27 protein-coding genes and 1 tRNA gene are annotated in these 24,253 nt (G+C 69.5%); 8 read left to right on the plus strand and 20 right to left on the minus strand.

Going from position 1 to position 24,253, the window contains the following annotated elements; translation table 11 throughout:
- Positions 1 to 17: 17 nt before the first annotated feature.
- Both NG1_RS23180 and NG1_RS23185 read left to right on the plus strand, forming a co-directional pair.
- Positions 18 to 920: an amino acid ABC transporter permease gene (locus tag NG1_RS23180; RefSeq protein WP_062974037.1), complete on the plus strand. Its 903-nt coding sequence runs from the start codon at positions 18 to 20 to the stop codon at positions 918 to 920.
- Between the two features lie 214 nt (positions 921 to 1,134).
- A complete protein-coding gene (locus tag NG1_RS23185) occupies positions 1,135 to 1,359 on the plus strand; it encodes a hypothetical protein (protein ID WP_062974039.1) in 225 nt (74 codons plus the stop codon).
- Positions 1,360 to 1,698: 339 nt separating this feature from the next.
- Here NG1_RS23185 and recX read toward each other — a convergent pair whose 3' ends face one another.
- From recX to NG1_RS23200, 3 genes are all read right to left on the minus strand, one after another.
- Entirely contained in the window at positions 1,699 to 2,355 is a 657-nt protein-coding gene (gene recX / locus NG1_RS23190) for a recombination regulator RecX (RefSeq protein ID WP_084499125.1), read from the minus strand.
- A 187-nt stretch (positions 2,356 to 2,542) separates the two neighbouring features.
- Positions 2,543 to 3,586, minus strand: coding sequence for a recombinase RecA (gene recA, locus NG1_RS23195; RefSeq protein WP_062974041.1), 1,044 nt, complete (start codon positions 3,584 to 3,586; stop codon positions 2,543 to 2,545).
- 169 nt (positions 3,587 to 3,755) lie between these two features.
- The gene (locus tag NG1_RS23200; RefSeq protein WP_245660008.1) at positions 3,756 to 4,778 is read right to left on the minus strand and encodes an Lrp/AsnC family transcriptional regulator; all 1,023 of its coding nucleotides are present in this window, start codon (positions 4,776 to 4,778) and stop codon (positions 3,756 to 3,758) included.
- 98 nt (positions 4,779 to 4,876) lie between these two features.
- Here NG1_RS23200 and NG1_RS23205 point away from each other — a divergent pair, with 98 nt between their 5' ends.
- Positions 4,877 to 6,286, plus strand: a complete 1,410-nt coding sequence (locus tag NG1_RS23205) for an MFS transporter (protein WP_245660009.1) — start codon at positions 4,877 to 4,879, stop codon at positions 6,284 to 6,286.
- A 75-nt stretch (positions 6,287 to 6,361) separates the two neighbouring features.
- Here NG1_RS23205 and NG1_RS23210 read toward each other — a convergent pair whose 3' ends face one another.
- From NG1_RS23210 to NG1_RS23220, 3 genes are all read right to left on the minus strand, one after another.
- Positions 6,362 to 6,811: a nuclear transport factor 2 family protein gene (locus NG1_RS23210; RefSeq protein WP_062974047.1), complete on the minus strand. Its 450-nt coding sequence runs from the start codon at positions 6,809 to 6,811 to the stop codon at positions 6,362 to 6,364.
- A 24-nt stretch (positions 6,812 to 6,835) separates the two neighbouring features.
- On the minus strand, positions 6,836 to 7,678 hold the full coding sequence (locus NG1_RS23215; protein WP_062974102.1) for a pyridoxamine 5'-phosphate oxidase family protein: 843 nt from the start codon (positions 7,676 to 7,678) through the stop codon (positions 6,836 to 6,838).
- 75 nt (positions 7,679 to 7,753) lie between these two features.
- Positions 7,754 to 8,215 (minus strand): VOC family protein, encoded by a 462-nt coding sequence (locus tag NG1_RS23220; RefSeq protein WP_062974049.1) that lies wholly within the window; start codon positions 8,213 to 8,215, stop codon positions 7,754 to 7,756.
- A 153-nt stretch (positions 8,216 to 8,368) separates the two neighbouring features.
- Here NG1_RS23220 and NG1_RS23225 point away from each other — a divergent pair, with 153 nt between their 5' ends.
- The gene (locus NG1_RS23225) at positions 8,369 to 8,884 is read left to right on the plus strand and encodes a CGNR zinc finger domain-containing protein (protein ID WP_062974104.1); all 516 of its coding nucleotides are present in this window, start codon (positions 8,369 to 8,371) and stop codon (positions 8,882 to 8,884) included.
- Positions 8,885 to 8,887: 3 nt separating this feature from the next.
- On the opposite strand, the gene NG1_RS23230 is transcribed toward NG1_RS23225, so the two are convergent.
- The 7 genes from NG1_RS23230 to NG1_RS23250 all read right to left on the minus strand — a co-directional run bounded on the left by NG1_RS23230 (position 8,888) and on the right by NG1_RS23250 (position 14,654).
- Positions 8,888 to 10,126 (minus strand): aminoglycoside 3'-phosphotransferase, encoded by a 1,239-nt coding sequence (locus tag NG1_RS23230; protein WP_245660010.1) that lies wholly within the window; start codon positions 10,124 to 10,126, stop codon positions 8,888 to 8,890.
- Positions 10,123 to 10,317, minus strand: coding sequence for a DUF3046 domain-containing protein (locus NG1_RS23235; RefSeq protein WP_062974051.1), 195 nt, complete (start codon positions 10,315 to 10,317; stop codon positions 10,123 to 10,125). Before NG1_RS23235 ends, NG1_RS23230 begins: the two co-directional genes overlap by 4 nt.
- Before the next feature lie 64 nt (positions 10,318 to 10,381).
- On the minus strand, positions 10,382 to 11,539 hold the full coding sequence (locus tag NG1_RS23240) for a glycosyltransferase (protein WP_062974053.1): 1,158 nt from the start codon (positions 11,537 to 11,539) through the stop codon (positions 10,382 to 10,384).
- 84 nt (positions 11,540 to 11,623) lie between these two features.
- A complete protein-coding gene (locus NG1_RS37525) occupies positions 11,624 to 11,797 on the minus strand; it encodes a hypothetical protein (protein ID WP_039799283.1) in 174 nt (57 codons plus the stop codon).
- A 292-nt stretch (positions 11,798 to 12,089) separates the two neighbouring features.
- A complete protein-coding gene (locus NG1_RS23245) occupies positions 12,090 to 12,719 on the minus strand; it encodes a PRC-barrel domain-containing protein (RefSeq protein ID WP_084499121.1) in 630 nt (209 codons plus the stop codon).
- 78 nt (positions 12,720 to 12,797) lie between these two features.
- Positions 12,798 to 12,962 (minus strand): hypothetical protein, encoded by a 165-nt coding sequence (locus NG1_RS36885; protein ID WP_157114182.1) that lies wholly within the window; start codon positions 12,960 to 12,962, stop codon positions 12,798 to 12,800.
- Between the two features lie 171 nt (positions 12,963 to 13,133).
- A complete protein-coding gene (locus NG1_RS23250) occupies positions 13,134 to 14,654 on the minus strand; it encodes a bifunctional phosphatase PAP2/diacylglycerol kinase family protein (RefSeq protein ID WP_062974057.1) in 1,521 nt (506 codons plus the stop codon).
- Between the two features lie 251 nt (positions 14,655 to 14,905).
- Between NG1_RS23250 and NG1_RS23255 the strand changes: the two genes are divergently transcribed.
- Positions 14,906 to 15,106 carry a hypothetical protein gene (locus NG1_RS23255; RefSeq protein ID WP_062974059.1) on the plus strand — a complete coding sequence of 67 codons (201 nt, stop codon included), beginning with the start codon at positions 14,906 to 14,908 and terminating at the stop codon, positions 15,104 to 15,106.
- An 11-nt stretch (positions 15,107 to 15,117) separates the two neighbouring features.
- Here NG1_RS23255 and pspM read toward each other — a convergent pair whose 3' ends face one another.
- The 5 genes from pspM to pgsA form a co-directional block, all read right to left on the minus strand.
- Complete coding sequence (gene pspM / locus NG1_RS23260; RefSeq protein WP_245660011.1) at positions 15,118 to 16,008, minus strand: phage shock envelope stress response protein PspM; 891 nt, start codon at positions 16,006 to 16,008, stop codon at positions 15,118 to 15,120.
- A 141-nt stretch (positions 16,009 to 16,149) separates the two neighbouring features.
- Positions 16,150 to 16,971 carry a phage shock protein PspA gene (gene pspA, locus NG1_RS23265; protein WP_062974061.1) on the minus strand — a complete coding sequence of 274 codons (822 nt, stop codon included), beginning with the start codon at positions 16,969 to 16,971 and terminating at the stop codon, positions 16,150 to 16,152.
- Positions 16,972 to 17,170: 199 nt separating this feature from the next.
- Positions 17,171 to 17,632 carry a helix-turn-helix domain-containing protein gene (locus NG1_RS23270; RefSeq protein ID WP_040867954.1) on the minus strand — a complete coding sequence of 154 codons (462 nt, stop codon included), beginning with the start codon at positions 17,630 to 17,632 and terminating at the stop codon, positions 17,171 to 17,173.
- A gap of 111 nt (positions 17,633 to 17,743) precedes the next feature.
- Complete coding sequence (locus tag NG1_RS23275; protein ID WP_062974110.1) at positions 17,744 to 18,271, minus strand: CinA family protein; 528 nt, start codon at positions 18,269 to 18,271, stop codon at positions 17,744 to 17,746.
- The gene (pgsA, locus tag NG1_RS23280; protein WP_040867956.1) at positions 18,268 to 18,927 is read right to left on the minus strand and encodes a CDP-diacylglycerol--glycerol-3-phosphate 3-phosphatidyltransferase; all 660 of its coding nucleotides are present in this window, start codon (positions 18,925 to 18,927) and stop codon (positions 18,268 to 18,270) included. Before pgsA ends, NG1_RS23275 begins: the two co-directional genes overlap by 4 nt.
- 142 nt (positions 18,928 to 19,069) lie before the next feature.
- On the opposite strand from pgsA, the gene NG1_RS23285 reads away from it, so the two are divergent.
- Positions 19,070 to 19,636 carry an amino-acid N-acetyltransferase gene (locus NG1_RS23285; protein ID WP_040867957.1) on the plus strand — a complete coding sequence of 189 codons (567 nt, stop codon included), beginning with the start codon at positions 19,070 to 19,072 and terminating at the stop codon, positions 19,634 to 19,636.
- A 27-nt stretch (positions 19,637 to 19,663) separates the two neighbouring features.
- Positions 19,664 to 19,948 carry a YciI family protein gene (locus NG1_RS23290; protein ID WP_062974065.1) on the plus strand — a complete coding sequence of 95 codons (285 nt, stop codon included), beginning with the start codon at positions 19,664 to 19,666 and terminating at the stop codon, positions 19,946 to 19,948.
- Positions 19,949 to 19,952: 4 nt separating this feature from the next.
- Here the strand turns inward: NG1_RS23290 and NG1_RS23295 are convergent, their stop codons facing one another.
- The gene (locus NG1_RS23295; protein WP_062974067.1) at positions 19,953 to 20,933 is read right to left on the minus strand and encodes a TerC family protein; all 981 of its coding nucleotides are present in this window, start codon (positions 20,931 to 20,933) and stop codon (positions 19,953 to 19,955) included.
- Between the two features lie 831 nt (positions 20,934 to 21,764).
- On the opposite strand from NG1_RS23295, the gene NG1_RS23300 reads away from it, so the two are divergent.
- Positions 21,765 to 21,841: transfer RNA gene (locus NG1_RS23300), tRNA-Leu, on the plus strand.
- A gap of 6 nt (positions 21,842 to 21,847) precedes the next feature.
- Here the strand turns inward: NG1_RS23300 and NG1_RS23305 are convergent.
- Positions 21,848 to 24,253: a DNA translocase FtsK gene (locus tag NG1_RS23305; RefSeq protein WP_218018991.1), complete on the minus strand. Its 2,406-nt coding sequence runs from the start codon at positions 24,251 to 24,253 to the stop codon at positions 21,848 to 21,850.

Here is a 24,253-nt window from a genome sequence, read left to right on the forward strand (position 1 = left end):
GTCAGCGAGGCGCGGGTATGAGCGCGGGCCCTTCGGTCCTGTTCGACGCGCCGGGCCCGAAGGCGAGACTGCGCAACAATATCTACTCGGTGCTGGTACTGGCCGTGGTGGCCGCGGCAGGCTGGCTGCTCTACCGCGGTTTCGCCGACAAGGGGCAGTTCACCGCGGAGAAGTGGAAGCCGTTCCTGGAGGCCGAGGTCTGGTCGACCTATCTGCTGCCCGGTCTGCGCGGCACGATCGTGGCCGCGCTGCTGTCCATCGTGTTCGCGTTGATCCTGGGCATGGTCTTCGGCGTCCTGCGGCTGTCGGATCATCGCATCGTGCGCTGGGTCGCGGGGGCGATCGTCGAGGTGGCGCGGGCCATCCCGGTGCTGATTCTGATGATCTTCCTGTTCGCCGTGTACTCCGAGTACGACGTGTTCAAGTCCGATGATCTCGCGCTCGCCGCGGTGGTCACCGCCTTGACCATCTACAACGGCTCGGTCATCGCGGAGATCGTGCGAGCGGGCATCCGCTCGCTGCCGAAAGGACAAACCGAGGCGGCTGTCGCGCTCGGCATGCGCAAGAACCAGTTGATGCGATTGATCCTGCTGCCGCAGGCGGTCACGGCGATGCTGCCCGCGCTGATCTCGCAGATGGTGGTCGCGCTGAAGGACTCGGCGCTGGGCTACCAGATCACCTACGTCGAGGTGGTGCGCTCGGGCCAGCAACTCGGCGCGGCCGAACAGAACACGATTCCGGCGCTGATCATCATCGCGATCATCATGATCGCTCTCAACAGCGCGTTGACGCTCGTTGCCACGAGGCTGGAACGACGGCTGCGGGCGCGCAAACGTGGCAAGGGCGGCGGCGCCGTCGTCGCCGCGGACTCGATCATCACCGACGCGGCACCCGGCGTCGACATCGGCAAGAAGCCCTGAGCCGACCGGCGGAGTCGTTGCCGCGCAAGCGAACTGGCTACTGCGCGGCAATACCGGGCGGCACCGATGGAGGCGCCGGGGTGTTGTGCTCGAGCTGAGCGCAACACTCGTGCACTCGGCGGCGTCCCGCCAATCTCGTAGGCATACGCCGATCCCCGGTATTCGACCGGTGGGACGGTCATCAGTGCTTCGTACCTGCGGGAGTTGATGATCGATGACCAGCCGTACCTCCGACCTACTGTTCGACGAGTCGTTCTCCTTCCCTGGCGAACTGCGCCGCGCCGGCCCCGCGCGGGCCGGCGTCTTCATCCGGCACGCGGGCGGTGTGATCCTCGGCGCGGTCGAGGTGACCGGGACCGCCACATCGTCGGAGGACGAACACGCCGCCGAGGCGGGTATCGAGGCCGCCGGTCCATCAGCCGACACCGGAGCGGGGTAGACCGGCGATGCCGCAGCCGAAACCCACGCAGCGGTGCACCTCCGCGGCGGCGGTACGAAGGGTGCTGACCTCGACCGCCGCGGGCCGGGCCCCGATCGGCTGTCCCAGCAGCGACAATCAGCGAAGTGATCGAAAACGCCGCAGCCGGCCCAGATTCCGCTAGCCGCGGGCGCGGCACCGAGCCGGTAGCCGCACCTACCATCCGTATCCCGCGTATCCGACCGGCGTGGAACGCAGTTGTGAGCGGGATACGGCTTCGCGCTATGGGGCCGAGCCGCTGTCTTATCGAGCCGGTGAAGCGTGGCGCGCCATTACCGCGAGCGGCCAGGGGCCGGAAGCTCAGTCGACGGGCCCGTCGAGGTCGCCCTCGACCCCTCGATCGGCCAATTCGGCTTTGACCACCCGATAGGCCGTGGCCTGACTGTATCCGCGCCGGGCGAGCATGCCGACGAGACGACGAATCATCTTGTCCCGGTCCAGGTCTCGCGGCAAGGAGCGTAATTTGCGGCGGACCAGCTCACCGGCCCGTGTCTCCTCGTCGTCGGTGGTGATGGCGTCTAGGGCGGCGGCGGCGTCCGACTGCGCGACGCCCTTGCGCCGGAGTTCCTGAGCGAGCGCCTGCTTGCCTTTACCGGAGAAGGCGTGGCGAGAGTGCACCCATTGCTCGGCGAAAGCGGCATCATCGATGAGGCCCACTTCGGCGAGGCGATCGAGCGCCTCTTCGCTCACCTCGGGCGAATACCCCTTGGCGGCGAGACGCTGGGCCAGTTCGGCACGACTGCGGGCGCGGGCGGCGAGCAAGCGGAGACACGCCTCCTTCGCCTGCTCGACCGTCCCGCCCTCGGATCCGGCCGCCACCGTATCCGCCGATCGGCCCTCGGGCCGGTCGGAGTCGGTCGAGGACGAGCGGGCACGCCCCCGCACGCCGCGGTGACCGCGACGGGACCCAGCCGGACGCGCCCGCTGCGGATCGGACGCGTCCGGCCGAGTTCCCATGGTGTCCGGCGCAACCGAACCACCTTCGGTACTCCGGACGAGTTCGGAATCCTGTCCGCGCGGCCGGCCACCGTTCGGCGAGCCGGAGGCGGACAGGAGTTCTTCCAGCCGGCGCCGCATGTCTTGCACGACGTCGGCCCCCGGGTCGGCCGAAGACGCCCCGGGTGAGCGGCGGCGGTTCGTCGGCTCAGAAATCGGCGGGCACCTCCGCGGCCACGTCGGCCGTCACGTCGGCGCCGATGCCGAGCTTCTCCTTGATCTTCTTCTCGATCTCGTCGCGGACGTCGATGTTCTCCAGCAGGAACTTGCGGGCGTTCTCCTTGCCCTGACCGAGCTGATCGCCCTCGTAGGTGTACCAGGAGCCGGACTTACGGATGAAGCCCTGCTCGACGCCCATGTCGATGAGCGAGCCCTCCTTGGAGATGCCGTGCCCGTAGAGGATATCGAACTCGGCCTGCTTGAACGGCGGGGAGACCTTGTTCTTCACGACCTTCACGCGGGTGCGGTTGCCCACCGCGTCGCTGCCGTCCTTGAGCGTCTCGATGCGGCGCACATCCAGGCGCACCGACGCGTAGAACTTCAGCGCCTTACCGCCGGTGGTGGTCTCCGGCGAACCGAACATCACGCCGATCTTCTCGCGCAGCTGGTTGATGAAGATCGCGGTGGTACCGGAATTGTTCAGCGCGCTGGTCATCTTGCGCAGCGCCTGGCTCATCAGACGCGCCTGCAGACCGACGTGGCTGTCACCCATCTCGCCCTCGATCTCGGCGCGCGGCACCAACGCGGCCACCGAGTCGATGACGATGATGTCGATGGCGCCGGAGCGCACCAGCATGTCGGCGATCTCCAGCGCCTGCTCACCGGTGTCGGGCTGGGAGACCAGCAGCGCGTCGGTGTCGACGCCCAGCTTGCGGGCGTAGTCCGGATCGAGCGCGTGCTCGGCGTCGATGAACGCCGCCACCCCGCCCGCCGCCTGCGCGTTGGCCACCGCGTGCAACGCCACGGTGGTCTTACCCGAGGATTCCGGACCGTAGATCTCGACGACGCGGCCACGCGGCAGGCCGCCGATGCCCAGCGCCACGTCGAGCGCGATGGAGCCGGTGGGGATCACCGAGATGGGCTGGCGCGCCTCCTCGCCCAGGCGCATGACGGCGCCCTTGCCGAAGCTCTTCTCCACCTGGGCCAGCGCGAGTTCGAGCGCCTTGTCCCGGTCGTACGCCTGTGGTGCCATGTCCTGATCCCCTTTTCGACGGGTGAGTCTCGTTCTGTGGTTGGCGCCTACAGTAGAGCCCGGCACCGACAAGTTCTGGCGACCAGACTAGACGAACAGGTGTTCGAGTCAAGTGACGCGCCCGGCGCCCTCCGCACCGCCGGCGCCGTCCTCGGCAAACGCCGTGCGATCAGGGCATCAGCGCGATCCGGTCGGTGTCCAGCAGCGTCTGCGCCTGCTTGAGTACGCGCAGCGACGGCGTCACCTCGAGGCCGGTGATCCCCTCCAGCGCGCCGAGCCGCCCGGTCACGTACCGGTAGAGGTCCGCGGTGTCGCGGCAGATGATCGAGGCGAACATATTGGACGGTCCGGTGGTGGCGGCGACGAAGACGATCTCCGGATGGGTCGCCATCGCGTGCCCCACCGCGTCCAGATCGGCGGGACGCACGCGCAGCCACAGCGCGCCGCGCACCCCGTAGCCCATCCGCTCGATCGCGAAATCGACGTCGAAGTACAGCACTCCCGCCGCCGTCAGCTCGGCCATCCGCCGCGCGACCCGCGGCGCGGTCCACCCGGTTTCGGCGGCGAGTCGGGCGTACGGAGCGCGCCCGTCCCGGCCGAGCAGCGCGAGCATCGCCTCGTCGGCCGCGGACAAATCCACCGGCGTCTCCGGCCCCGCGTCCGCGGGCCGGGGCCGGGCGGCGCCGAGCTCGTCGAGCTGGGCGGCGGTCAGCAGGTGCCGATGGCGCGGCCACTCCTCGTCGAGCGGAAAACGGTGGATGACCTCGTGCGCGGTCAGTTCCAGCACTTGCGGGGCGCGCGGCAGGATGTGCAGCAGCAGGGCGTCGCGCCGCTGGATCGAACGCGGCCTGCCCACACAGGTCACCTCGGAACCGGTGGACAGCAGTGTCACCCAGCTCAGGTCCGGGAACCGCGCCAGCGCTTCGGCCAGCCGCAGCGCTTTGTCCGGCGTCGATCTCAGGCGCAGCACCCAGCGCGCGTGGCCGAGCGGCACCGCGTTCACCTGCCCGGACACGTGCAGGATGCCGCGCTGACGCAGCGCGCGGTAGCGCCGCGCCACCGTCTGCTCGGAGACCCCGAGGATGCCGCCGAGCCGGGCGAACGGGATCCGGGCATCGTGCACCAGCGCCTGCATGATCTGTTTGTCCAGGACATCCAATTCGGAGGATTCCGTCGAGGTTTCGTCGAGCACTGGAAGAATCTAACGCCCGCACGCGGCTGGCTAGGGGGATCTGTCCGGATGCCGCACGCTTGGCGTCGAAATCATTCGAATCCGCCGTGGAGGCTCCCGTGAGGAAATGGCTCCCCTTGTTCGCCGCGTGCCTCGGCACGCTGATGCTGCTGATCGACGTCACCATCGTGAACGTCGCCCTGCCCGACATCGCCGCCGATCTGGACACCGGATTGTCCGGCTTGCAGTGGGTGGTGGACGGCTATGCCTTGGCATTGGCGGCATTGCTGCTGGTGCTGGGCTCACTCGCCGACCGGGCCGGTGCGAAGCGCGCGTACCTGGCCGGACTGGTCGTCTTCGCGGTCGCGTCGCTCGGCTGCGGCGTCGCCGGATCCGCGGCGGTCCTCGTCGCGGCGCGGGCGCTGCAGGGCGTCGGCGGCGCGGCCATGTTCGCCACCACGCTGTCTTTGCTGCACGCCACCTACACCGGCCGCGACCGCGGCGTCGCCTTCGGCGTCTGGGGCGCGGTGTCCGGAGCGGCGGCGGGAATCGGCGTGGTGCTCGGCGGGGTCCTCACCGAGGCGCTGTCGTGGCGTTGGATCTTCTTCGTCAACCTGCCCATCGCCGTGCTGGCGATCGCCCTGACCGCCACGGTGTTCCCACCCTCCCCGCGGCGGATCGACCGAGTAGTGGATGTGCGGGGCATGCTGTCGTTCGCGACCGCCGCGACGGCGGTCACCTACGGCGTCATCCGCGGTGGCGAACACGGCTGGACCGACACGGCCGCGGTGATCGCGTTCGCCGGCGGCGCCGCGGCGGCGCTGGTCTTCGGTTTCGTCGAGGCGCGCGGTGCCGCGCCGATGTTCCCGCTGGCGCTGCTGCGCAACCGCGACTTCGCCGCGACCCTGTTCGGCGCGTCCGGGCAGACGTTCGCCGCGTTCGCGAGCAGTCCCCTGATCTCGCTGTGGCTGCAGCAGCAACTGCACATGTCCCCCTTGCACGCGGGCCTGGCGATGCTTCCGATGGCCGCCACCGCGTTCGTGGTGGCGGGCACGTTCGGGCGGCTGCTGCACGATGTCGCACCGAAGTGGACCATCGGAGCGGGGTTGGTGGTGGTCGGCCTGGGCGCCTGGCTGCTCATGCTCGTCGGCCCCGGGTCCTCCTGGCTCGCATTGATCCCCGGATTCGTGGTGATCGGCCTCGGGATCGGCGTCAACGCGCCCGCGCTGGTGTCGGTCGGCATGGCGGCCGTCGCCCCGGAGCAGGCCGGCACGGCCGCGGGGGCGGTGAACACCGCGCGGCAACTGGGCTTGGCCCTCGGCGTCGCGGTACTCGGCACCGTGTTCCGCGGTGTGGCGACCGCCGAGCAGCCGATGACGTTGTCGCGCTTCGTCGCCGGGCTCGACGCGGCGTTCGGCGTCGCGGCGGCGGTGGGCGTCGGATTCGGGCTGGTCGCCTTCGCCCTGTTCCACCGGCAGCGCGCGAACGCCGAGCCATCCGAAGCCCAGCGGCAGGCCGTCGCCGCCTGACCACGATCCGAGACGACGAGGCGGCGGCGCATGGGCGCCGCCGTCTCCTGTGCCCGCGTGGCGCGGAGGACTTCCTCAGCGCTGGGGCAGCACCGTCTCGTCGCCCGGATCGCGCGGCCCGAAGACGCGCCGCTCGGATTCCTCGATACGGACGTCGTTGATGCTGGCCTCCCGCCGTGACATCAGCCCGTCCGGCGCGAACTCCCACTGCTCGTTGCCGTAGCTGCGGAACCACCGGCCGGACTCGTCGTGCCATTCGTACTGGAAGCGCACCGCGATTCGGTTGCCTTCGAAGGCCCACAGATCCTTGCGCAGCGCGTAGCCGTTCTCGATGGACCACTTCCTGGTGAGGAACTCGACGATGGCGGCGCGGCCGGTGAAGAACTCCGCACGATTGCGCCACACCGAGTCCTCGGTGTAAGCGGCGGCGACTCGCTCCGGATCGCGGGTGTTCCAGGCGTTCTCGGCGGCCCGCACTTTGGCTTTCGCTGATTCCGCGTCGAACGGTGGCAGGGGAGGTCGCATGGGAGGGCTCCTTTCTCGTGAGGTTCAGGGGTTGACGGGCGACAGTTCGGCAGGCCCCCACCGCAGCGCTCCCCCGGGCCGCTCGAGTACCTCCTCGACGGTGAATTCGAGGGAGCATTGCGCGCCTGCCGCGAAAGTCTCTGGAGCCCAGATCAACTCGGCGGTGCCGGTGAGTTGCAATGTGGCGCCCGTGGACCAATCGGGGATCAGGATCCCGCACCGGGGGTTGACCTCGATGTTGCCGAGCGTCATGAACATCGAATTGCCCCGGTAATCCGGCCAGCGCAGCCGCGTCGGCGAAAGCGCCTGGAGGAAGCCCGGATTCCCGCCACGATGCGAGGCGTCGGCGTTGCCGTCGGCGTCCGCGGTCGCGACGAAGAAGGTGTCGGCCGCCGCTACCGCGGCCCGCTGGTCGGCATCGAGTTCGACACCGTGACGCATCACCGGCGCCTCGGCAGCGGGCGTATAGCTCTCGACCTCACGCCGGGCGATGTACTTGGGACAGTTCGAGTACACCTGGTCGGTGACGATGCGCAGGCCCGCGCCCTCCGGCGTCGATCTGCCGTTGACCCGCATCCGCCTGCGCCGCTGCGGTTGCAGGGCGATCATGCCGACCCCGCAGCGATGGGTCAGCGCTTCGTGCAACGGATCGGTGGCCGCGGGCCGGACGCCGACCGCTATCGTCCGGTCGTCCACCGCCCGGACGAAACCCGGCTGCCCGACCAGCTCGCTCGCCCACAGCCTGCCCGCCGTGTCGGCGGCGGCGAGCACGACCATCCGCTGTTCGGCCAGGAACCCCGCGGCGACCGCGGGGATATCGGGACGGATCATGCGGCCGACCCGTTCGGCGATGTCCGCCTGGCCCATCCGGCGCTGGACGGCGACCTCTCCGCGATGAAACGGCTCAGCCACGATGCTCCCTTCGCTACGCGGACGATCGGATCAGAAGAAGCCGCAGGTCGGGGCGGCGCCGCTGGGTGCGGGCGCGGATTCCGCGCCGCTGGGCGCGTAGACCTCCAGGCGAATGCCGTCGGGATCGGTGAAGAAGATCCCGCCCGAGGCGACGCCCTCGCCGTGCGCCACCACCCCGTCGTGCGCGAAGGCCACCGACAGCTCACGCAGCACCCGCTCCACCGCGCGCACTTGGTCGATGCTGTCGACCTGGAAGGAAAGGTGATGCAGGCCGGGCGTTTCGGTGGAGAAGGCGCCATCGCTCTGTTCCCACAGCGTGACGACCAGCTTGCCGTCCGCGCCGAGGAAGGCCCAGCGACGCTGGTCGTCGGCGCTCGCGGCGAGCTGCTCGAAGCCGAGGGCCCGGCGATAGAAGTCCACCGAACGATCCAGATCGGAGACGTTCAGGCCGATGTGCCCGGTGGCGAGCTGAGGTGCGGCGACCGCGGTCATGAGTTCCTCCTCGGAATGATTAACCGTTCAATACGGTTTTGACAGTTAGAACATACTGCCCGGCGTCACTCGCGTCAACCACTGAAAATGATTTGATCAGTTAGACAGGAGGTGGCCGCCTTGGACCGCGACGCGCACTCGATACCCTCGGGCATGCCCGATCCACGCCCCCACCTCGGTGAACCGCTGGCGCTCGATCTGCTGAACACGAGATGGATCGAGCACGGACCACAGGACCTGCTCACCGAGGTCGCCGGCCTACGCACCTGGCTGGCGACCGCAGGCCTCACCGATCGCGCGACCGCCGACGAGCCCACCTTGCACGCCGTACTGGCCGCGCGCACAGCCATCTACGACGTGGTGGTGCACGCCTCCCCAACCGGGCTCAACGACGTGCTGGCACACGGCCGCATCCGCCGCGCACTCACCGAGACCGGACCCGCCGACCTGGCGGATGTGCCGGAACAAGCCTGGCTGCCCGCCTGGCTGGCCGCCGACAACCTGCTGGAACTGCTGCGCGCCGCGCCCGATCGGATCCGTCAGTGCGCGCACCCGGAGTGCGTGCTGTTCTTCTACGACACCTCGAAGAACGGAACCCGCCGCTGGCACTCCATGGCCACCTGCGGCAACCGCACCAAAGCGGCTCGCCACTACGCGCGCAAAGAATGAAGTTCAGAACAATTCGTCGAGCAGCCGGTAGTACTCCAAGCGGCTCTCGTCCGGCGCGGTCAGCCCGTAGGCCGAGAAGAAGGCCGTCACTTCCGCATCTCCGAAGTCCGCGCGCAGATCGCGGACGGCAAGTGCCAGATCGCGGTAGCGGTCGGCCACGCCGAGTGCGCCCACGTCGAGCAGGATCTCGTTCTCCAGCACGTTCGGCGGGGTGAAATCACCGTGCGCCACCACCAGGTCCTCCCCCGTCGGCCGCTGCCGGAGCAGCCGGGTGAGCACGTCCGCCGGGGTGGTTCCGCGGTTGTCTTCGTCGAACTCCTCCGCGTCCACGAGCCCTTCGACGACGTTACGGCGCGCCTGTGCCAGAACGACGTCGAGGCGGCCGTCGAACGGGCACTCGGTCACCGGAATGCTGTGCAGCCGTCGAAGTAGCCCGCCGAGCACGGTGCCGATCGACGCCCCGTGCGCGGAGTTCGCTCGCGCCGCCAGGCTGGGCGCGCCCTCGTCCGTGAGCACCAGGACGTCGTCTTCGAACGCCGCGACCTCCGGTACGGCGATCCCGTGCTCGCGCAACCAGGTGAGCCGCTCGTACTCGGCGACCGCCTTCGGTCCGCGTTTGAGCCAGTAGGCGCCGTCGACCGACACCACCCCACCGCTGAGGCCCTCGTGTTCGTCCGACCAGCTCGATGCCTCGCCGAACAGCGCAGCGACGGTGGGCGGCAACGGGATCGGCAGCTCGCCCAGCGTGTCCAGGGCGGCGCGGGTGGCTTCGATCTCCTCGGGATCACCTTCGGCGACGCGCAGCCGCATCGCCTCGGTCAGCAGCGCGCGCGCCTCGGTCAGGTGATTGCGCTCGGCGAGCGCCTTGCCCAAGTGCTGCACGGCGAAGGAGAGCACTTCCGGAGCGGCCGCTCGCGCGTGCGCCACGGCGCGGCGATACAACGTCTCGGCGGTGCCGACGTCGCCGCGGTAGCGGTAGACGTCACCCAGGTTGATCCAGACACTGATCCTGCGCCGCTCGGTGTCCACCAGTTCCAGCGCGCGATCGAGGTGATCGAGCGCCTCGTCGTAGCGGCCGAGCAACATCAGCTCTACGCCGGTCTGCCGGTAGCCGGCGAAGTCGTCGGGGCGGGCCTGCGCCACCCGGGCGGCCAGGCGCTGCGGGTCGTGCGGGATCATCCGCTGCCGCTCGTCGAACCGGTACAGCGGCTCGTCCCGCTCCACCTGCCCCGAGGCGCTCACCAGCGCGCCCTGGGCACGTCGAATTCGGCGCACAGGGCGCGCCACACGTCTCGTGGATCGATCCCGGCCTCGATGGCGTCGGCGCCGGTGCGCCCGCCCAGCATGGGGATCACATGGTCGGCCAGCAGGGCGTCGCCCCGGGCCACACCGAACTCGGTGTGCAACAGTTCCTGGAACTCGGTCAACCGCACCGTCCCGAACTTACTCCCATTCCGCGCGTCGCCAGGTCAGTGGCACACCCGGCACCCGCGTCGATCAGTAGTGCACGGCGTAGCGGACCTGGTGGCACAGGCCTACAGGATCCGGGAACTCGGTCGTGGCCGCGGCCTCCCCGGCCGCCGCGGTGTAGCGGGGGTCGGCGAGGATTTCCTGAACCGCGGCGCAGACGGCAGCGGGCGACAGCGGCCGGACGACGATCGAACTGCCCTGCCGCGCAGCACGATTGGCCAGCTCCCACTGGTCGCCGCCGCCGGGAACGGTGACGATCGGGACGCCCGCGGACAGTGTCTTGGCGAGCAGACCGTGTCCGCCGCCGCCCACGACGACGGACGCGTGGGTCAGCAGTTCGTCTTGCCGCCCCAGCCCCGCCGTGGCCCACGGCGGCAGGTCGGCCGGCGGCGCGTCCAGCATCGAAATCGCCACGCGGACACCGGTTCCATCCAGAGCCTCGAGCACGGTCTCCGCCATGCCCGCCACGCCGGTGTGCGCGGTCGATGGGGCGACCATGACCAGCGGTCCGTCACCGGGCGGAAGGTCCAGAACCGCGTCGGTCGGCTCCCACAGCAGCGGGCCGATCACGTGGGTGGATTCCGGCCAGTCGGGACGCGGCACCTCGAGTGCGGGCAGCGTGGCGATCAGGCGAGCGGCGGGACCGGGGTCGACGGCCGGGAGACCGACGCTCTCGCGGGCCCGCTCGCGCTGGCGGCGCCCGTTGCGGAGGGCACGCGCGGTCATGCCGCGCAGTACACCGTCGCGCATCCGCCCGCGCAGACCCGCGCCGGGGGCGAGCCCGCTTCCGATGGGCGGCAAACCCTTCGACGGCAGATACAGCGGGTGCGGGGACAGTTCCACCCACGGGACGCCGAGCCGCTCCGCGGCCATCCCGCCGCCGGCGGTCAGCACGTCGGAGATCACCAGTTCGGGCAGCATGGCGCTCAGTTCGGGCAGGATCTCGGTAGAGATGTGCGCGGCCCGCTCGTGGATGCGCTGTCCCGCGTCGGCGTCGTCGTCCACCGGCCGGGGTGCCAGGCCCTTGAGTCTGCGCACGCCGATGCCCGCGGCGAGGGCCGCGTCGAACCAGCGCGGACCGGTGAACAAGACAGGCTCGTCACCTGCCGCCAAGAACCGCAGGCACAACGCGATAGCGGGGAACGCGTGACCGGGATCGGGCCCTGCGACGACGGCTACTCGCATCCGCCTAGCCTGCCACACCCGCGTGCGAGCCGATCACACCCGTGTCGCGGCGGCGCGGAGTCGAGGGCGCCGCCGCCTCTCCCGCTACAGCTTGCTCACCGTCGAGTTGTCCGAGCCCGACACCGCCTTGTACAGCAGGTACAGCCCGAACACGATGGCGCTGATCACCAAGATGGGGAACAGGCCCTTGATCAGCGCGCCGATGACCGCCAGCGCGATCCAGACGACCGCGACGATACCGATGATCTTCCACAACATTTCGATGCCTTCCGAAGTCCGTTTACGCTTCGAGCATGGCATCCGAATGAGTGCGAATCACCAGGTGAGGCGGGATATGGGGGTGGAAATCAGGGTTCCCCCCGAGGCCGCGCGCTCGCGCAAAGGCGGCGATCAGGGTTTTCTCTCGGCACCGCTGGGCCGGTGATCTCAGTTGGCTCGCCAGAACTGACCGTGCACGTCACAGCCCGGAGTCCAGGACCCGGCACATGTCGAGTCCGGCAGTGGCCGGAGCCCGATCGCGCGGGGGCGCGACCGGGCTCCGCACACCCGATCAGCCCCTTCGGCGCTCGGCGTCCGGGAGTTCCTCGGCCATGGACTCCTCACGCGGCATGCTCTCCGGTTCCCGCATGCCGAGATCGGCCGTGTCGACGGCGTAGGAGTCGATCATCGGCTCGCGTCCCACGCGTGCCCGTTCGCCCGCCGGCGGCATCCGCAGCGTCTCCTCGTCACTCCCCGGATAGGCCCGCATCCGGGCCGAGGCGGGGTCTCCGGGTTGCCCGGCGCGCTCCTCCGGCGGGCGAGTCATCTCGGGGCGGGCTCGCCGCGGCTGCGGCACCGGCTGCCTGCCGTAGACGTCCCAGGCGGCCTGCTCCGGGTCGATCTGGTAATGATCGAACAGTTCCTGCTCGGCCTGCGGGCTGATCTGCCCGTTGTGGTCGAGCTGGGGCGAGGCCTTCACCGCGTCCTTGCCGACCCGCACCTGCAACGTGGCCGACTCGGGGCGGTGCTCGGCCCCGGCCAGCGGGACCAAGGCGTCGGCGCTGAACAGGCCGGTGGACACCGCGATCCAGGTGGGTGATCCGGAATTGTTGTCGACGTAGACCCGCTTGACCTTGCCGATCTTCTCGCCTTCGAGACCGTACACCGAGCTTCCGATGAGCGTTTCCAGCATTTCAGTCATGGGTTCCTCCGCAGTTCGTCCGTGCGGCGGGCAGCCCGACAGAACGCGGCCGACCACCGCACGTGCTGGGAAAAGGGTTCAATCGCTTGTGGGTCGATCGGTGACGTCGGGGCCTACGACGCGCTGCGCTCTGCGCGACAGCCGCACCGGGTCCTCGGCGGTCTCACACGACAGATACCGGCTGACATCCAGCCGCTGCGTGTCCTGGTCGAGCAGCGATCGACGGTAGGAAACATCAAGCATGACGTGCTCCTGCCCAGTAGTGCATGTTCCCGGCCCCAGACGAAGCCGGAAGAGATCAGCTACAGGGTGGCAACTACCCCCGGGTGTCACAATCAAACAGAACCAAGCCGTAATCCACTGACTCGACGCGACCGACAAGGCGAGATAGCAATCAAATAGCTATCTAGACGATCACCGCAGCCCGTGCCGCGCGGTATCGGAAGCCCCCTTGAGCAGCATCAGCGCCGAGGGCCCGCTGGTGAACCGGAAGTCCTTGCCGCGGTGGTCCACCTCGCCGTCGGTGGCCAAGGAGACCGGCTGCTCGGCCACCCGCACGTCCACGCGGGAGACCCGGCGGTGCCGGTAGGTGGGCGAATACTCCAGCGTGCCGGTGAACGTCGCGAAGACCAGCCGCAGCCGCGAGAAGGGGACGTCGGCGCGCAGGTAGCGAACGTCGAGGGTGCCGCCGTGCAGCTCTGGGCGCGACATCGGGATCTGGTCGGCGGGGTGGTAGGTGCCGTTGCCGACGAACAGCATCCACAGCGCGGCGCGGGCGCCGTCGATGGTGACGTGCAGCGGCTGGGCCCGGAACAGCACGCGCACCATGGCCATTCCCGCGGCGGGCCATTTACCGATCCGGCGCTCCCAGCGCTCGCGGACGCGCACGAAGTCGGGATAACCGCCGAGACTGGCGGTGTTGACGAAGACGCGCCGCTCGGCGTCGTCGAAGCACACCTCGGCCACGTCGACCCGGACCGCTTCGCCCGATTCCAACCCGGCGAGGGTCACCTCGGCGTCCTCGACTCCGGCATCCCTGGCGAAGTGGTTGAGCGTGCCGCCGGCGAAGACCGCCAGCGGCATCCGGTGGCGCACCGCGTACTCCGCGACCGCCGACACCGTCCCGTCTCCGCCGACGACGCCGAGCGCGAGGATGTCGTCGCGCCGCAGCAGTTCACCGGCCCGCGCCTCGACATCCTCGTCGCCGCCGAGCTCCAGCACCTCGGCGGCGGGCAGCCGGTCACGCAGGGCGGCGAGCGCGTCGTCGCCGCCGCCCGATCCCGCGTGCGGATTGCCGATCAGCAGCAGCCCGGCGCCGCCCGGCAGCGGATCCACGTGCTCGACCGGCCCCAGGGTGGCGGGCCCGTCGTCGCGCACCGCCCACCACCGCCGGGTGACCAGGGCGACCACACCGCCGAACAGCGCGCCCGCGACCACGTCGGACGGCCAGTGCACGCCGATGTGCACACGCGAATAGCCGACCGCGGCGGCGACCGGGGCCACCGCGGCGGCCGCCACGGGAGATTCCAGCGCCAAGCCCGTCGCGAAGGCGGCCGCGGAAGCCGAATGCCCGGACGGGAACGACGACGAGACCGGCGGTGTGACCAGCCTGCGCACGAACGGGACGGACTCGTCCGGCGGACGGCGGCGCGGAAACAGCGGCTTGGCCACGCCGTTGGCCACGCCGCTGGCGATGCTCAGCGCGAGCAGCCCGCGCACCGCGCCGCGCCGGGTCGAGCGATCCCCGGCCACGAACAGGATCGCCCCGAGCGCGATCCACAAGCGATTCTTGTCAGCGGAGGTGCTCAACGCCTTCAGCACCCGGTCCGCCGGGGTCGGCCGCACGCGCGCACTGCGGCCGACCAGCCAGCGATCCAGGCTGCCCGTCAGTCCGACCACCCCACCGTCGCGCCCGCGAGTCGAGAGAAACCGCATCGCCGCAGCCTACCGACCGCGCGGGCGCCGCGTCGGGGCTACCGCTGCGCGGGAGGCCGCGCGCTCAGCTGTTCGCGGACGCTGTCGGCGCTGTCACAAACCGGCCAGTACGCCATTTCAGTGCACGGATGTACTCTGATCTCGAACGCACAGTGGCGTTGCGCGACAACAGGGAAGGGATGATCGAATGACGCAGACACCCCAATCAGCACACAGTCATGCACCGAATCTCAGGTAGCGGCCGGGACTCGATGGAAAACACGAACGAGCTGGCGCAGGAACTCGCGGCCGCGGCACGGCGGCACGGTTCGGCGATCGCGGGGATCGTCGGATCGGCCGCCCGTAAGGCGTCCTGGGAGGTGCTCGATCTCATGGCCGAGAGCCGGGAACTGATGGGCGCGGCGTTTCGCGCCCGGGCCGAGGAACTCCGCCGCCGGGACCGGCAGAACTGAAACGGGTCCGATCAGATCGGTGGCCGCGGCGACGCGGGCACCGATTTGTCGGCCACCTCGATGAGGGCCTGGGCCCATCCGTCCAGCCGGTCGGAGGCGTGGCGCAGATCCGCGACAATGGTGTCGAAGTGGTGGCGCACCACGGTGTTCTCCGGAACCGCGAGAATCCGGCCCGCCGCGGCGACGACCTGCTCGTACTCCGCGACGCCCGCGTCCAGCCTGGCCGAGGTCAGCCGCAGGTTCTCGGTGAGTGCCACCGCCGCGGGCGAATTCGCGCTTCCCATGGCGCCGAGGCCCTGTTCCATCGCCGTGATGTCGGCGGCCAGCGCGTGCAGCGCCGCCGCGCCCGAAGCGGCCGTCTCGAGCATGTCGGCCAGTTCGTCGGGGGGCAGCCGATGCGAGCGAGCGATGTGAACGCCCATCCCGTGCAAGGCCTTCTCCGCGCGCACCAGACGCGCGATCGACGGGCGCGCGATCGACCACAACGGAGGCTGCTTGCGCGGAACGAACGCCGCCTGCGGCAGCGGTGCGCCCCGCAGCCGCAGATAGCGGCGAGTGCTCAGCGCCGCACCGGTGACCAACGCGACCGCGCCGCCGCCGACCATGACCACGGCCCACACCGGCGCGGAAACGACAACGAGGCCAACAGTTCCCGCCGTGGTGAGGCCGGACACGGTGCCCAGCTGGAAACTGCGCCTGCGAGCCCTGCGGCGGCGGCGCAGCTCACGCTCCCGCGGATCGGCCCAGCGCCGCACGGCGACGAGCGCGTTCTCGCCGACTTCGCGAAGACTGTCCGGCAGGCTGCCCGGCTGTGGCGCGAGCGCGGCTTGTGCCCGGATCATCGCCGACTCGCGCAGGCGCCGCGCGTCGAGCTGCCGCTCGCGAAATACACTGCCGCTCATACCTTCTCTCCCACCGGTTGCACACATCGGACAGACCGAGACCCGACTCGGCCGACGGCCGGCCGGTCGGGTCCCCACGCCTTGTCCTCCAGTGAACCAGCCCCCACCGACACGCGTTGGCCGAACGCCCGGTCGCGGCGGTTACTGCTGCGCGGCCTGCCCCTTGTTCATCTGGGGTTGTGCCGAATTCGCCTGCGCCGGATTGATGGCGGGCTGGGCGCCACCGGCCGGCAGCTGGTCGCCGCGCATGGACGCGCGGATCTGCTCCAGCTTGCTGTGCCCGGCCATCTGGATGCTGGCCTGCTGCACCTCGAGCATCCGGCCCTGCACCGAGTTCTGCGCGAGTTCGGCGGCACCGAGCGCGTTGGCGTAGCGGCGCTCGATCTTCTCGCGGACCGCGTCCAGGCTCGGCGTGCTGCCCGGCGCCGACAGCGTCGAATCCATCTGCTGCAGCGAGGCGGAGACCTGCTCCTGCATCTTCGCCTGTTCCAGCTGGCTGAGCAGCTTGGTGCGCTCGGCGACCTTCTGCTGCAGCAGCATCGCGTTCTGCTCCACGGCCTTCTTCGCCTGGGCCGCCGCCTGCAGCGACTGGTCGTGCAGCACCTTCAGGTCCTCGACGGACTGCTCGGCGGTGACCAGCTGCGCGGCGAACGCCTCGGCGGCGTTGGTGTACTGGATCGCCTTCTCGGTATCACCCGCCGCGGTGGCCTGATCGGCCAGCAGGACGGCCTGGCGCGCGTTGGCGTTGAGCTTCTCGACTTCGTCCAGTTGCCGGTTCAGCTTCATCTCCAGCTGACGCTGGTTGCCGATGACCGACGCGGCCTGCTGGGAGAGGGCCTGGTGCTGCCGCTGGGCTTCCTCGATAGCCTGCTGAATCTGGACCTTCGGATCCGCGTGCTCCTCGATCTTCGAATCGAAGAGGGCCATCAGGTATTTCCAGGCCTTGACGAACGGACTAGCCATCGATTGATCCCGCCTCCATCTGACATGCCGCGCTCCGGCGCGACTCCAGTGCGCGACCGTCACGCACCCGATATGTGCCTATCCTCCATCATGCGGCACCCGGGCCGGGCGAACCCGGCCCGATCGACGCCTAGGGAGAATCTATCCGCTTTCCGCGGCGGCCCGCAGCGTTGCCGCCGTGGCCACGTCTCGTAGCGCGTCACACGCCCTTCACCAGGACCAGCATGTCCGATCGCGGAGCGGGGATGACGATCCGCGTGTCCTCCGCCAGCGGCAGCGGCCGCGCGGCCGCGTCGGCCGCCGACATGCTCGCCGTCGCCGGAGCGGGCGCGGATTCCTCCTGCGCCGCGGGCTCGGCCGCCGTCCGCTCCGACTCGACGGCGGCCGCGGCCGCCGCGTCGTCCGCGGGCGCACCGGCCGTCGGTCCGTCGGCCCCCGCCATGAGCGTGCTCACATCCCACAGCACCCGTGACAGCGGGACGTCCAGCGCTTCGCAGATGGCGGCCAGCAGTTCGCTGGAGGCCTCCTTGCGACCGCGCTCGACTTCGGAGAGATAGCCCAAGCTGACCCGCGCCGAGGTCGACACCTCGCGCAGGGTCCGGTTCTGGGCGAGACGCGCACGCCGCAGACTGTCCCCGATGGCCTCTCGCAGCAGCGTCATCTCGTTCTCCTTCGCTCCCGGTCGCCGGGCCGACAGATTCTCGACCCCACGCATGCCGTTCTTTCTGGCACAACGTCGGAGCCGGGGCGGTTGGTTCCCGTCCGGGACACCTCAGCCGCTCCGCCCGACGCGGTCGGCCGGGCCCGAGCCCGCCTCCCGCACACACCGCAGCAATTCCGACACCGCCGTGCGCGTCGCACCGATTCTGATCGTCCACCGGTCGCCCGGGAGTTTCAACCGCATCACTTCGGTATGCCCGGGACCGGCCAGTCCGAGGAAGACCGTGCCGACCGGATGCCCGTCCTGCGAATCGGGGCCCGCGACGCCGGTCAGGCCGACCCCCCAGTCCGCGCCGCAGCGCGTGCGGGCGCCGACGGCCAGCTGTTCGGCGGTGCTCGCCGCCACCGGTCCCTCGGTCGCGAGGACCTCCGCGTCGACACCGGCGAGGCTGTGCTTGAGGTCCGTGGCGTACACCACCAGACCGCCGCGCAGCACCGCGCTGGCGCCGGGCACCCCGGCGATGGTCGCCGCGAGCAGGCCCGCGGTCAGGGATTCGGCGGTGGCCACGGTTTGCCGCACGGTCACCAGTGCACGCACGAGATCGATGGCGGGCACGTCGGCGATCAGCGGATCGCTCATACGCCGCGCGTCCGCCCCGGGCCGCCCGCGAACCACACCCGGGCCGCCTGACCGACGTAGTCCAGTCCGGTGCCCACGGTCAGCGCGACCGCCAGGTACATCAGCGGCATGCCTATCCCGGCCGACCAGCCCGACAGCGGCAACAGCACCATGGCGATCGCCAGGGACTGGACCAGCGTCTTGAGCTTGCCGCCGCGTCCGGCCGGGATCACGCCGCGCCGCACCACGATCAAACGCAGCAGTGTGACGCCGATCTCACGCCCGCAGATCACCAGGGTGATCCACCAGGCCAGATCACCGAGCAGGGACAGCCCGATCACCGCGGACCCGATCAGCGCCTTGTCCGCGATGGGATCGGCCAGTTTGCCGAAATCGGTCACCAGGCCGTATTTGCGGGCCAATTGCCCGTCGAACCGGTCGGTGATCGCGGCGAGGCCGAACAGCGCCGCGGCGGCGATTCGCCAGCCGGTCTCGTGGCCATCCCCGACGAACAGCGCCGCGACGAACAGCGGCACGATCGCGATGCGCAGCATGGTGAGCACGTTCGCGATGTTCAGCAGCGGCGGCCCGGTCTCGGCCTGCGCGGGTGCGAAGCCGGGACGGAGCGGGGCGGGCGCGCTCCAGGGGCGGTCCGTCTCGTCGGGTTGTACGCTCATGCCTTCGCCTCACCGGCGACAGGCTCGGTCACGGCCGCCTCGTCATCGCGGCGCGCCACCCGGCGCGACGCGATGAGCTGAACGAGTTGATCCGCGGCACACGTTCAGAGTATCGGTAGCCGGGCCGACTACTGTGCACCCCATGACCTCTCGGGGACCATTAGGTGGTTCGACCAGCGACGCGTATCCGGGCGCGGCTTCTGCCGCGCAGAGTTCCCTCCCGGTCGTCCGACGCGCGCGAACCTCCGATGTGCCCGAGATCAAGCGCCTCATCGACGTCTACGCGGGCCGGATCCTGCTGGAGAAGAACCTGGTCACCCTCTACGAGGCGGTGCAGGAGTTCTGGGTCGCCGAATTGGACGGCCGCGTCGTCGGCTGCGGCGCGCTGCACGTGCTGTGGGCCGACCTCGGGGAGGTGCGCACGGTCGCGGTGCACCCCGACGTCAAGGGCTCCGGTGTGGGCAAGCTCATCGTGCAGCGACTGGTCGCGGTGGCCCGCGAACTCGAGTTGCAGCGACTGTTCGTGCTGACCTTCGAGGTGGAGTTCTTCGGCAGGCACGGCTTCGTCGAGATCGACGGCACCCCGGTCACCGCCGAGGTGTACGCCGAGATGTGCCGCTCCTACGACACCGGCGTGGCCGAGTTCCTCGATCTGAGCTATGTGAAGCCGAACACTCTCGGCAATACTCGGATGCTGCTGACGCTCTGAGTCCGTCCCCACAGGAAAGCGATACCCGTGCCGATCTTCGCCGTCCACTACGTCTACTCCGAGTCCACCATCGCAGGCCGGGACGCGCACCGTCCCGAGCACCGGGCCTGGCTGGCCGGCCTGCTCGAGTCGGGCGCCCTGCTCAGCAGCGGTCCGTACCCGGACGGGTCCGGAGCGCTGCTGATCTTCCGCTCGGAGGACGCGGGGCAGTTGAAGGACCTGCTCGCCCGGGATCCGTTCGCCAGGGAGAACCTGATCGACGACGTCCGCGCCGTGGAGTGGGCCCCGGTCTTCGGCGCCTTCGCGTCCTGACCGGTTAACGGTCGGCGCGCACGCGCGTCCGAAGCAGGCTGGCGACCGTCGCGACCACCAGGATGCCCAGGATGACGCCCAGCGAGACGGGCGTGGAGATCTCCGGGACCGCGACGTGCTCGCCGCCGTTGACGAACGGCAGCGTGTTCTCGTGCAGGGCGTGCAGCACCAGCTTCACGCCGATGAACGCGAGGATCGCGGCCAGTCCGTAGGACAGGTAGACCAGCCGGTCGAGCAGCCCGCCGATCAGGAAGTACAGCTGTCGCAAGCCCATGAGCGCGAACGCGTTCGCGGTGAAGACGAGGTAGGGCTGCTCGGTCAGGCCGTAGATGGCCGGGATCGAGTCCAGCGCGAAGAGCAGATCGGTGAACCCGATCGCCAGCAACGTCAGCAACAGCGGCGTGACCGCCCGGCGTCCGTCGATCCTGGTCACCAGCTTGTCGCCGTCGTATTCGTCGGTGGTCGGCAGCACGCGCTTGGCCAGCGCGACGATCCGGCTGTCGCGTTTCTCCTCGACTTCGACCTCGTGGCCGCTTTCGCGCAGCAGCTTGACCGCTGTGTAGACGAGGAAGATCCCGAACAGGTAGAAGACCCAGCTGAACGCGCTGATCGCGGCCGCGCCGACGGCGATGAACGCACCGCGCATGGCCAGGGCGACCACGATGCCGATCAGCAGAACCTTCTGCTGGTAGATCCGCGGCACGGCGAAGGTGGACATGATGATCAGGAACACGAACAGGTTGTCCACCGAGAGCGCCTTCTCGGTGACGAAGCCCGCGTAGTACTCCCCCGCGTAGGTGGAGCCCCACTGCCAGGCGACCACGCCGCCGAACAGCAGCGCCAGCCCGATGTAGACCGCGGACCAGAATCCGGATTCGCGGAAGGACGGCTCGTGCGGGGTACGGACGTGGGCGAAGAAGTCGAAGACGAACAATCCGAGGATCACCACGACGGTGATGGCCCATTCGAGTGCGGTTACGTGCATGCGGCATGCCGATCGGTAGCGAAGATCATGATGTCCATAATGCCCGCTTTGTCCGGTAAGGCTCGGTAGCGGGGTGATTGCCGCCCATAATTCCACATGCGTTCAGCCGACGTTTCGTGCCGCAGTCCTCCAGCGTGACCGACGAACCGCACCCTGAACCGCGAGGACCGGGACGAACGCGCCCGCACACGCAGGATTTGCCGATCAGGCGATGCATCGCGTCACAACGGGACCCGCCCGTCTTCGGTGCCGTGGCGCACTTCGATCTACGCCCTGCGTCGGCGACGTCGCGGGGCTGCCCGGTGGACACCCGCGATGCCACATGGGCAGCGACACGCTCTCGCTTGCGCGGGTTCCTCGCCCGGACGACCGGTGTTGCCCGCCCTGATTCCAGCGGGCCCGGACGGCGAAGGGCGGCCGACCCGGCACCCGGAGAGACCGGCCGTCGAGCTATACCCTTCAGGCCCGGGAGAACTGAACCAGGTAGGGTCGTCGGCGAAGCAAAATCGGTTCCCGACACCGGCATCCGATGTTAGTTTCTGAGCGGCGAAGATCAGACCACAGGAAGGCGAGACGATGACCGGGACGGAGCGGCGGCAGGGGTCGCCGAGCGGTGCCCGCGAATCGTATGCTCGCGCCGCGCTATCGGCCCCATCCGCGTGGCGGATGAGCGCGCGGAGCCGCCCCTGAACGTGTCTTTCGCAGACCCGTACGAAGGGGTCACTCCGCGGCCGACCGCCGAGGAGTGGCCCCTTTTTCGTTCCGAAACCGCGGGCCGGGGGTTCGAGTCCCTCCGTCCGTGCCGATCCCCCAAGTCGGAATTCCGACCCATCCCTCGTAGCCCAATCGGTAGAGGCGCCGGACCTAGATTCCGGGAGATGCGAGTTCGAATCTCGCCGAGGGAACCAGCCGGATCACTCCGGCGGCTCCGCATCGCCGTCGTCCCCGCCGCCGCGGATCGACCACAGCAACCCTTCCAGCTCATCGGGTTTCACGAGCACATCACGCGCCTTGGAACCCTCGCTCGGACCGACCACGCCGCGGGTCTCCATGAGGTCCATCAGCCGCCCCGCCTTGGCGAAACCGACGCGCAGCTTGCGCTGCAGCATGGAGGTGGACCCGAACTGCGAAGTGACCACGAGTTCCACCGCCTGCAGGAAGACGTCGAGATCGTCGCCGATGTCGGGGTCGACGTCCTTCTTCTCCCCGGCCTTCGCGGCGGTCACGCCCTCTTGGTACTCCGGCTCGGCCTGGTTCTTGGTGAACTCGACGACGGCATGGATCTCCTCGTCGCTGATGAACGCACCCTGCAAACGGGTGGGCTTGCCCGCGCCCATCGGCAGGAACAGGCCGTCACCCATGCCGATCAGCTTCTCCGCACCCGGCTGGTCGAGGATGACGCGGGAGTCGGTCAGCGACGAGGTGGCGAAGGCCAGCCGGGAGGGCACGTTGGTCTTGATCAGACCCGTCACCACGTCCACCGACGGCCGCTGCGTGGCCAGCACGAGGTGAATGCCCGCCGCACGGGCCTTCTGGGTGATGCGGACGATGGCGTCCTCCACGTCGCGCGGAGCGGTCATCATCAGATCGGCCAGCTCGTCGACGATGGCCAGGACGTACGGGTAGGGCCGGTACACCCGCTCGCTACCCAGCGGCGCGGTGATCGCTCCCGACTTCACCTTCTTGTTGAAGTCGTCGATGTGGCGCACCTTGTTGGCCTGCATGTCCTGGTAGCGCTGCTCCATCTCCTCCACCAGCCAGGCCAGCGCGGCCGCGGCCTTCTTCGGCTGGGTGATGATCGGCGTGATCAGGTGCGGGATGCCCTCGTAGGGCGTCAGTTCCACCATCTTCGGGTCGATCAGGATCATGCGGACCTCGTCGGGCGTCGCCCGCTGCAGCAGCGACACCAGCATCGAGTTCACGAAGCTCGACTTACCCGAACCGGTGGAGCCCGCGACCAGCAGGTGCGGCATCTTGGCCAGGTTCGCCGAGACGAACTCGCCCTCGATGTTCTTACCAAGACCGATCACCAGCGGGTGGTGGTCGGTGCGGGTACTGGGCGCTTTCAGCACGTCGGCCAGCCGGACCAGCTCGCGGTCGGCGTTCGGCACCTCGATGCCGACGGCGGACTTGCCGGGGATCGGCGCGAGCAGCCGGACGTTCTCCGTCGCGACGGCGTAGGCGATATTGCGCGCCAGCGCGGTGATCTTCTCGACCTTCACGCCGGGCCCGAGTTCTACCTCGTAGCGCGTGACCGTGGGGCCGCGGACGAACCCGGTGACGGCGGCGTCGATCTTGAACTGCACCAGCACCTCGGTGATCGCCTCGATCATCGATTCGTTGGCGGCGCTGCGCTTCTTGGGCGGATCCCCGTCGGTCAGCAACGACAACGGCGGCAGGGTGTAATCGCCTTCGACCTCGCGATCGGGGACGAACTCCAGTTGCTGCGGTTGCGGCGGCGGTGGCGTCTGATCCTGCACCACCGCGGCGGGACGCTGCTTCCTCGGCTTCGGTTTCGGCGCGGGTTCCTCGACCGGAATCTGCTTGGCGTCGCGCAGCGGTGGTTCGCCGAGCGCCTCTGTGACCGCGTCGGGGTCACCGAACTCGTCGGGCGGGTAGTTCTCCGCGGGCGTGCGACCGCGCCGCTTGGCGGTGCTGCGATGCACCGGGAAGCCGTCGGCGTCGTAGTCGGCCGGGTCGTAATCCCGGTACTCGCCGTCGAATTCGCCGTAGTCGTCGCCACCGGTCTCGGTGCCGAAGTATCGCCGCAGCTTCTCCGGCACCTCGCGCACCGTCGTCCCGGTCACCAGCAGCGCGCCGAAGACGATGGCCAGCAACAGGATCGGAACCGAGAGCCAGGCGGTGAGGCCGTTGGTCAGTGGCCCGCCGGTGACGAAACCGACGAAGCCGGCGGCACGGGAACGCCCGTGCGCGTCGGTGGGCGCGCCCCCGGCGATATGCCACAGCCCGAGGAGCGGCAAGCCGATCAGCAAGCCGCCGAGCACCAGCCGCGGTCGGATCTCGGGGCGCGGTTCGGTACGCATCAGGACGACCGCGATCCCGGAGGCGACGAACGGCAGTGCGGCGGAGGCCGATCCGGCGATCGCGCGGATCACATCCTCCACCCAGTGGCCGATCGGCCCGCCTGCCGACAACCAGACCGCCGCCGCGATCACGGCGCTCAGTGCGATCAGTGCCAGCGCCGCGCCATCGCGCCGATGTCCGTGTTCGATCTCGCCCGCGCGGCTCAGCGTGCGCGTGGTCACGCCGAGCCCGCGGGCCAGCATGGTCCAGCCGCTGCCGATACCGCGCGTGAACAC

Source organism: Nocardia gamkensis NBRC 108242 (assembly GCF_001612985.1).
In the GTDB taxonomy this organism is placed as follows: domain Bacteria; phylum Actinomycetota; class Actinomycetes; order Mycobacteriales; family Mycobacteriaceae; genus Nocardia; species Nocardia gamkensis.

What these genes read in the sequence shown, in the direction of transcription:
- recA (WP_062974041.1), bottom strand. Translation starts at nt 3,586, where the DNA reads ATGGCACCACAGGCGTACGACCGGGACAAGGCGCTCGAACTCGCGCTG.
- NG1_RS23215 (WP_062974102.1), bottom strand. Translation starts at nt 7,678, where the DNA reads ATGGGCCAGGCGGACATCGCCGAACGGGTCGGCCGCATGATCCGTCCC.
- NG1_RS23180 (WP_062974037.1), top strand. Translation starts at nt 18, where the DNA reads ATGAGCGCGGGCCCTTCGGTCCTGTTCGACGCGCCGGGCCCGAAGGCG.
- NG1_RS23285 (WP_040867957.1), top strand. Translation starts at nt 19,070, where the DNA reads ATGACCTCTCGGGGACCATTAGGTGGTTCGACCAGCGACGCGTATCCG.
- NG1_RS23225 (WP_062974104.1), top strand. Translation starts at nt 8,369, where the DNA reads ATGCCCGATCCACGCCCCCACCTCGGTGAACCGCTGGCGCTCGATCTG.
- NG1_RS23245 (WP_084499121.1), bottom strand. Translation starts at nt 12,719, where the DNA reads ATGACTGAAATGCTGGAAACGCTCATCGGAAGCTCGGTGTACGGTCTC.
- NG1_RS23255 (WP_062974059.1), top strand. Translation starts at nt 14,906, where the DNA reads ATGGAAAACACGAACGAGCTGGCGCAGGAACTCGCGGCCGCGGCACGG.
- NG1_RS23275 (WP_062974110.1), bottom strand. Translation starts at nt 18,271, where the DNA reads ATGAGCGATCCGCTGATCGCCGACGTGCCCGCCATCGATCTCGTGCGT.
- recX (WP_084499125.1), bottom strand. Translation starts at nt 2,355, where the DNA reads ATGGGAACTCGGCCGGACGCGTCCGATCCGCAGCGGGCGCGTCCGGCT.
- NG1_RS23220 (WP_062974049.1), bottom strand. Translation starts at nt 8,215, where the DNA reads ATGACCGCGGTCGCCGCACCTCAGCTCGCCACCGGGCACATCGGCCTG.
- pspA (WP_062974061.1), bottom strand. Translation starts at nt 16,971, where the DNA reads ATGGCTAGTCCGTTCGTCAAGGCCTGGAAATACCTGATGGCCCTCTTC.
- pgsA (WP_040867956.1), bottom strand. Translation starts at nt 18,927, where the DNA reads ATGAGCGTACAACCCGACGAGACGGACCGCCCCTGGAGCGCGCCCGCC.
- NG1_RS23240 (WP_062974053.1), bottom strand. Translation starts at nt 11,539, where the DNA reads ATGCGAGTAGCCGTCGTCGCAGGGCCCGATCCCGGTCACGCGTTCCCC.
- NG1_RS23210 (WP_062974047.1), bottom strand. Translation starts at nt 6,811, where the DNA reads ATGCGACCTCCCCTGCCACCGTTCGACGCGGAATCAGCGAAAGCCAAA.
- NG1_RS23295 (WP_062974067.1), bottom strand. Translation starts at nt 20,933, where the DNA reads ATGCACGTAACCGCACTCGAATGGGCCATCACCGTCGTGGTGATCCTC.
- NG1_RS37525 (WP_039799283.1), bottom strand. Translation starts at nt 11,797, where the DNA reads ATGTTGTGGAAGATCATCGGTATCGTCGCGGTCGTCTGGATCGCGCTG.
- NG1_RS23185 (WP_062974039.1), top strand. Translation starts at nt 1,135, where the DNA reads ATGACCAGCCGTACCTCCGACCTACTGTTCGACGAGTCGTTCTCCTTC.
- pspM (WP_245660011.1), bottom strand. Translation starts at nt 16,008, where the DNA reads ATGAGCGGCAGTGTATTTCGCGAGCGGCAGCTCGACGCGCGGCGCCTG.
- NG1_RS23250 (WP_062974057.1), bottom strand. Translation starts at nt 14,654, where the DNA reads ATGCGGTTTCTCTCGACTCGCGGGCGCGACGGTGGGGTGGTCGGACTG.
- NG1_RS36885 (WP_157114182.1), bottom strand. Translation starts at nt 12,962, where the DNA reads ATGCTTGATGTTTCCTACCGTCGATCGCTGCTCGACCAGGACACGCAG.
- NG1_RS23270 (WP_040867954.1), bottom strand. Translation starts at nt 17,632, where the DNA reads ATGACGCTGCTGCGAGAGGCCATCGGGGACAGTCTGCGGCGTGCGCGT.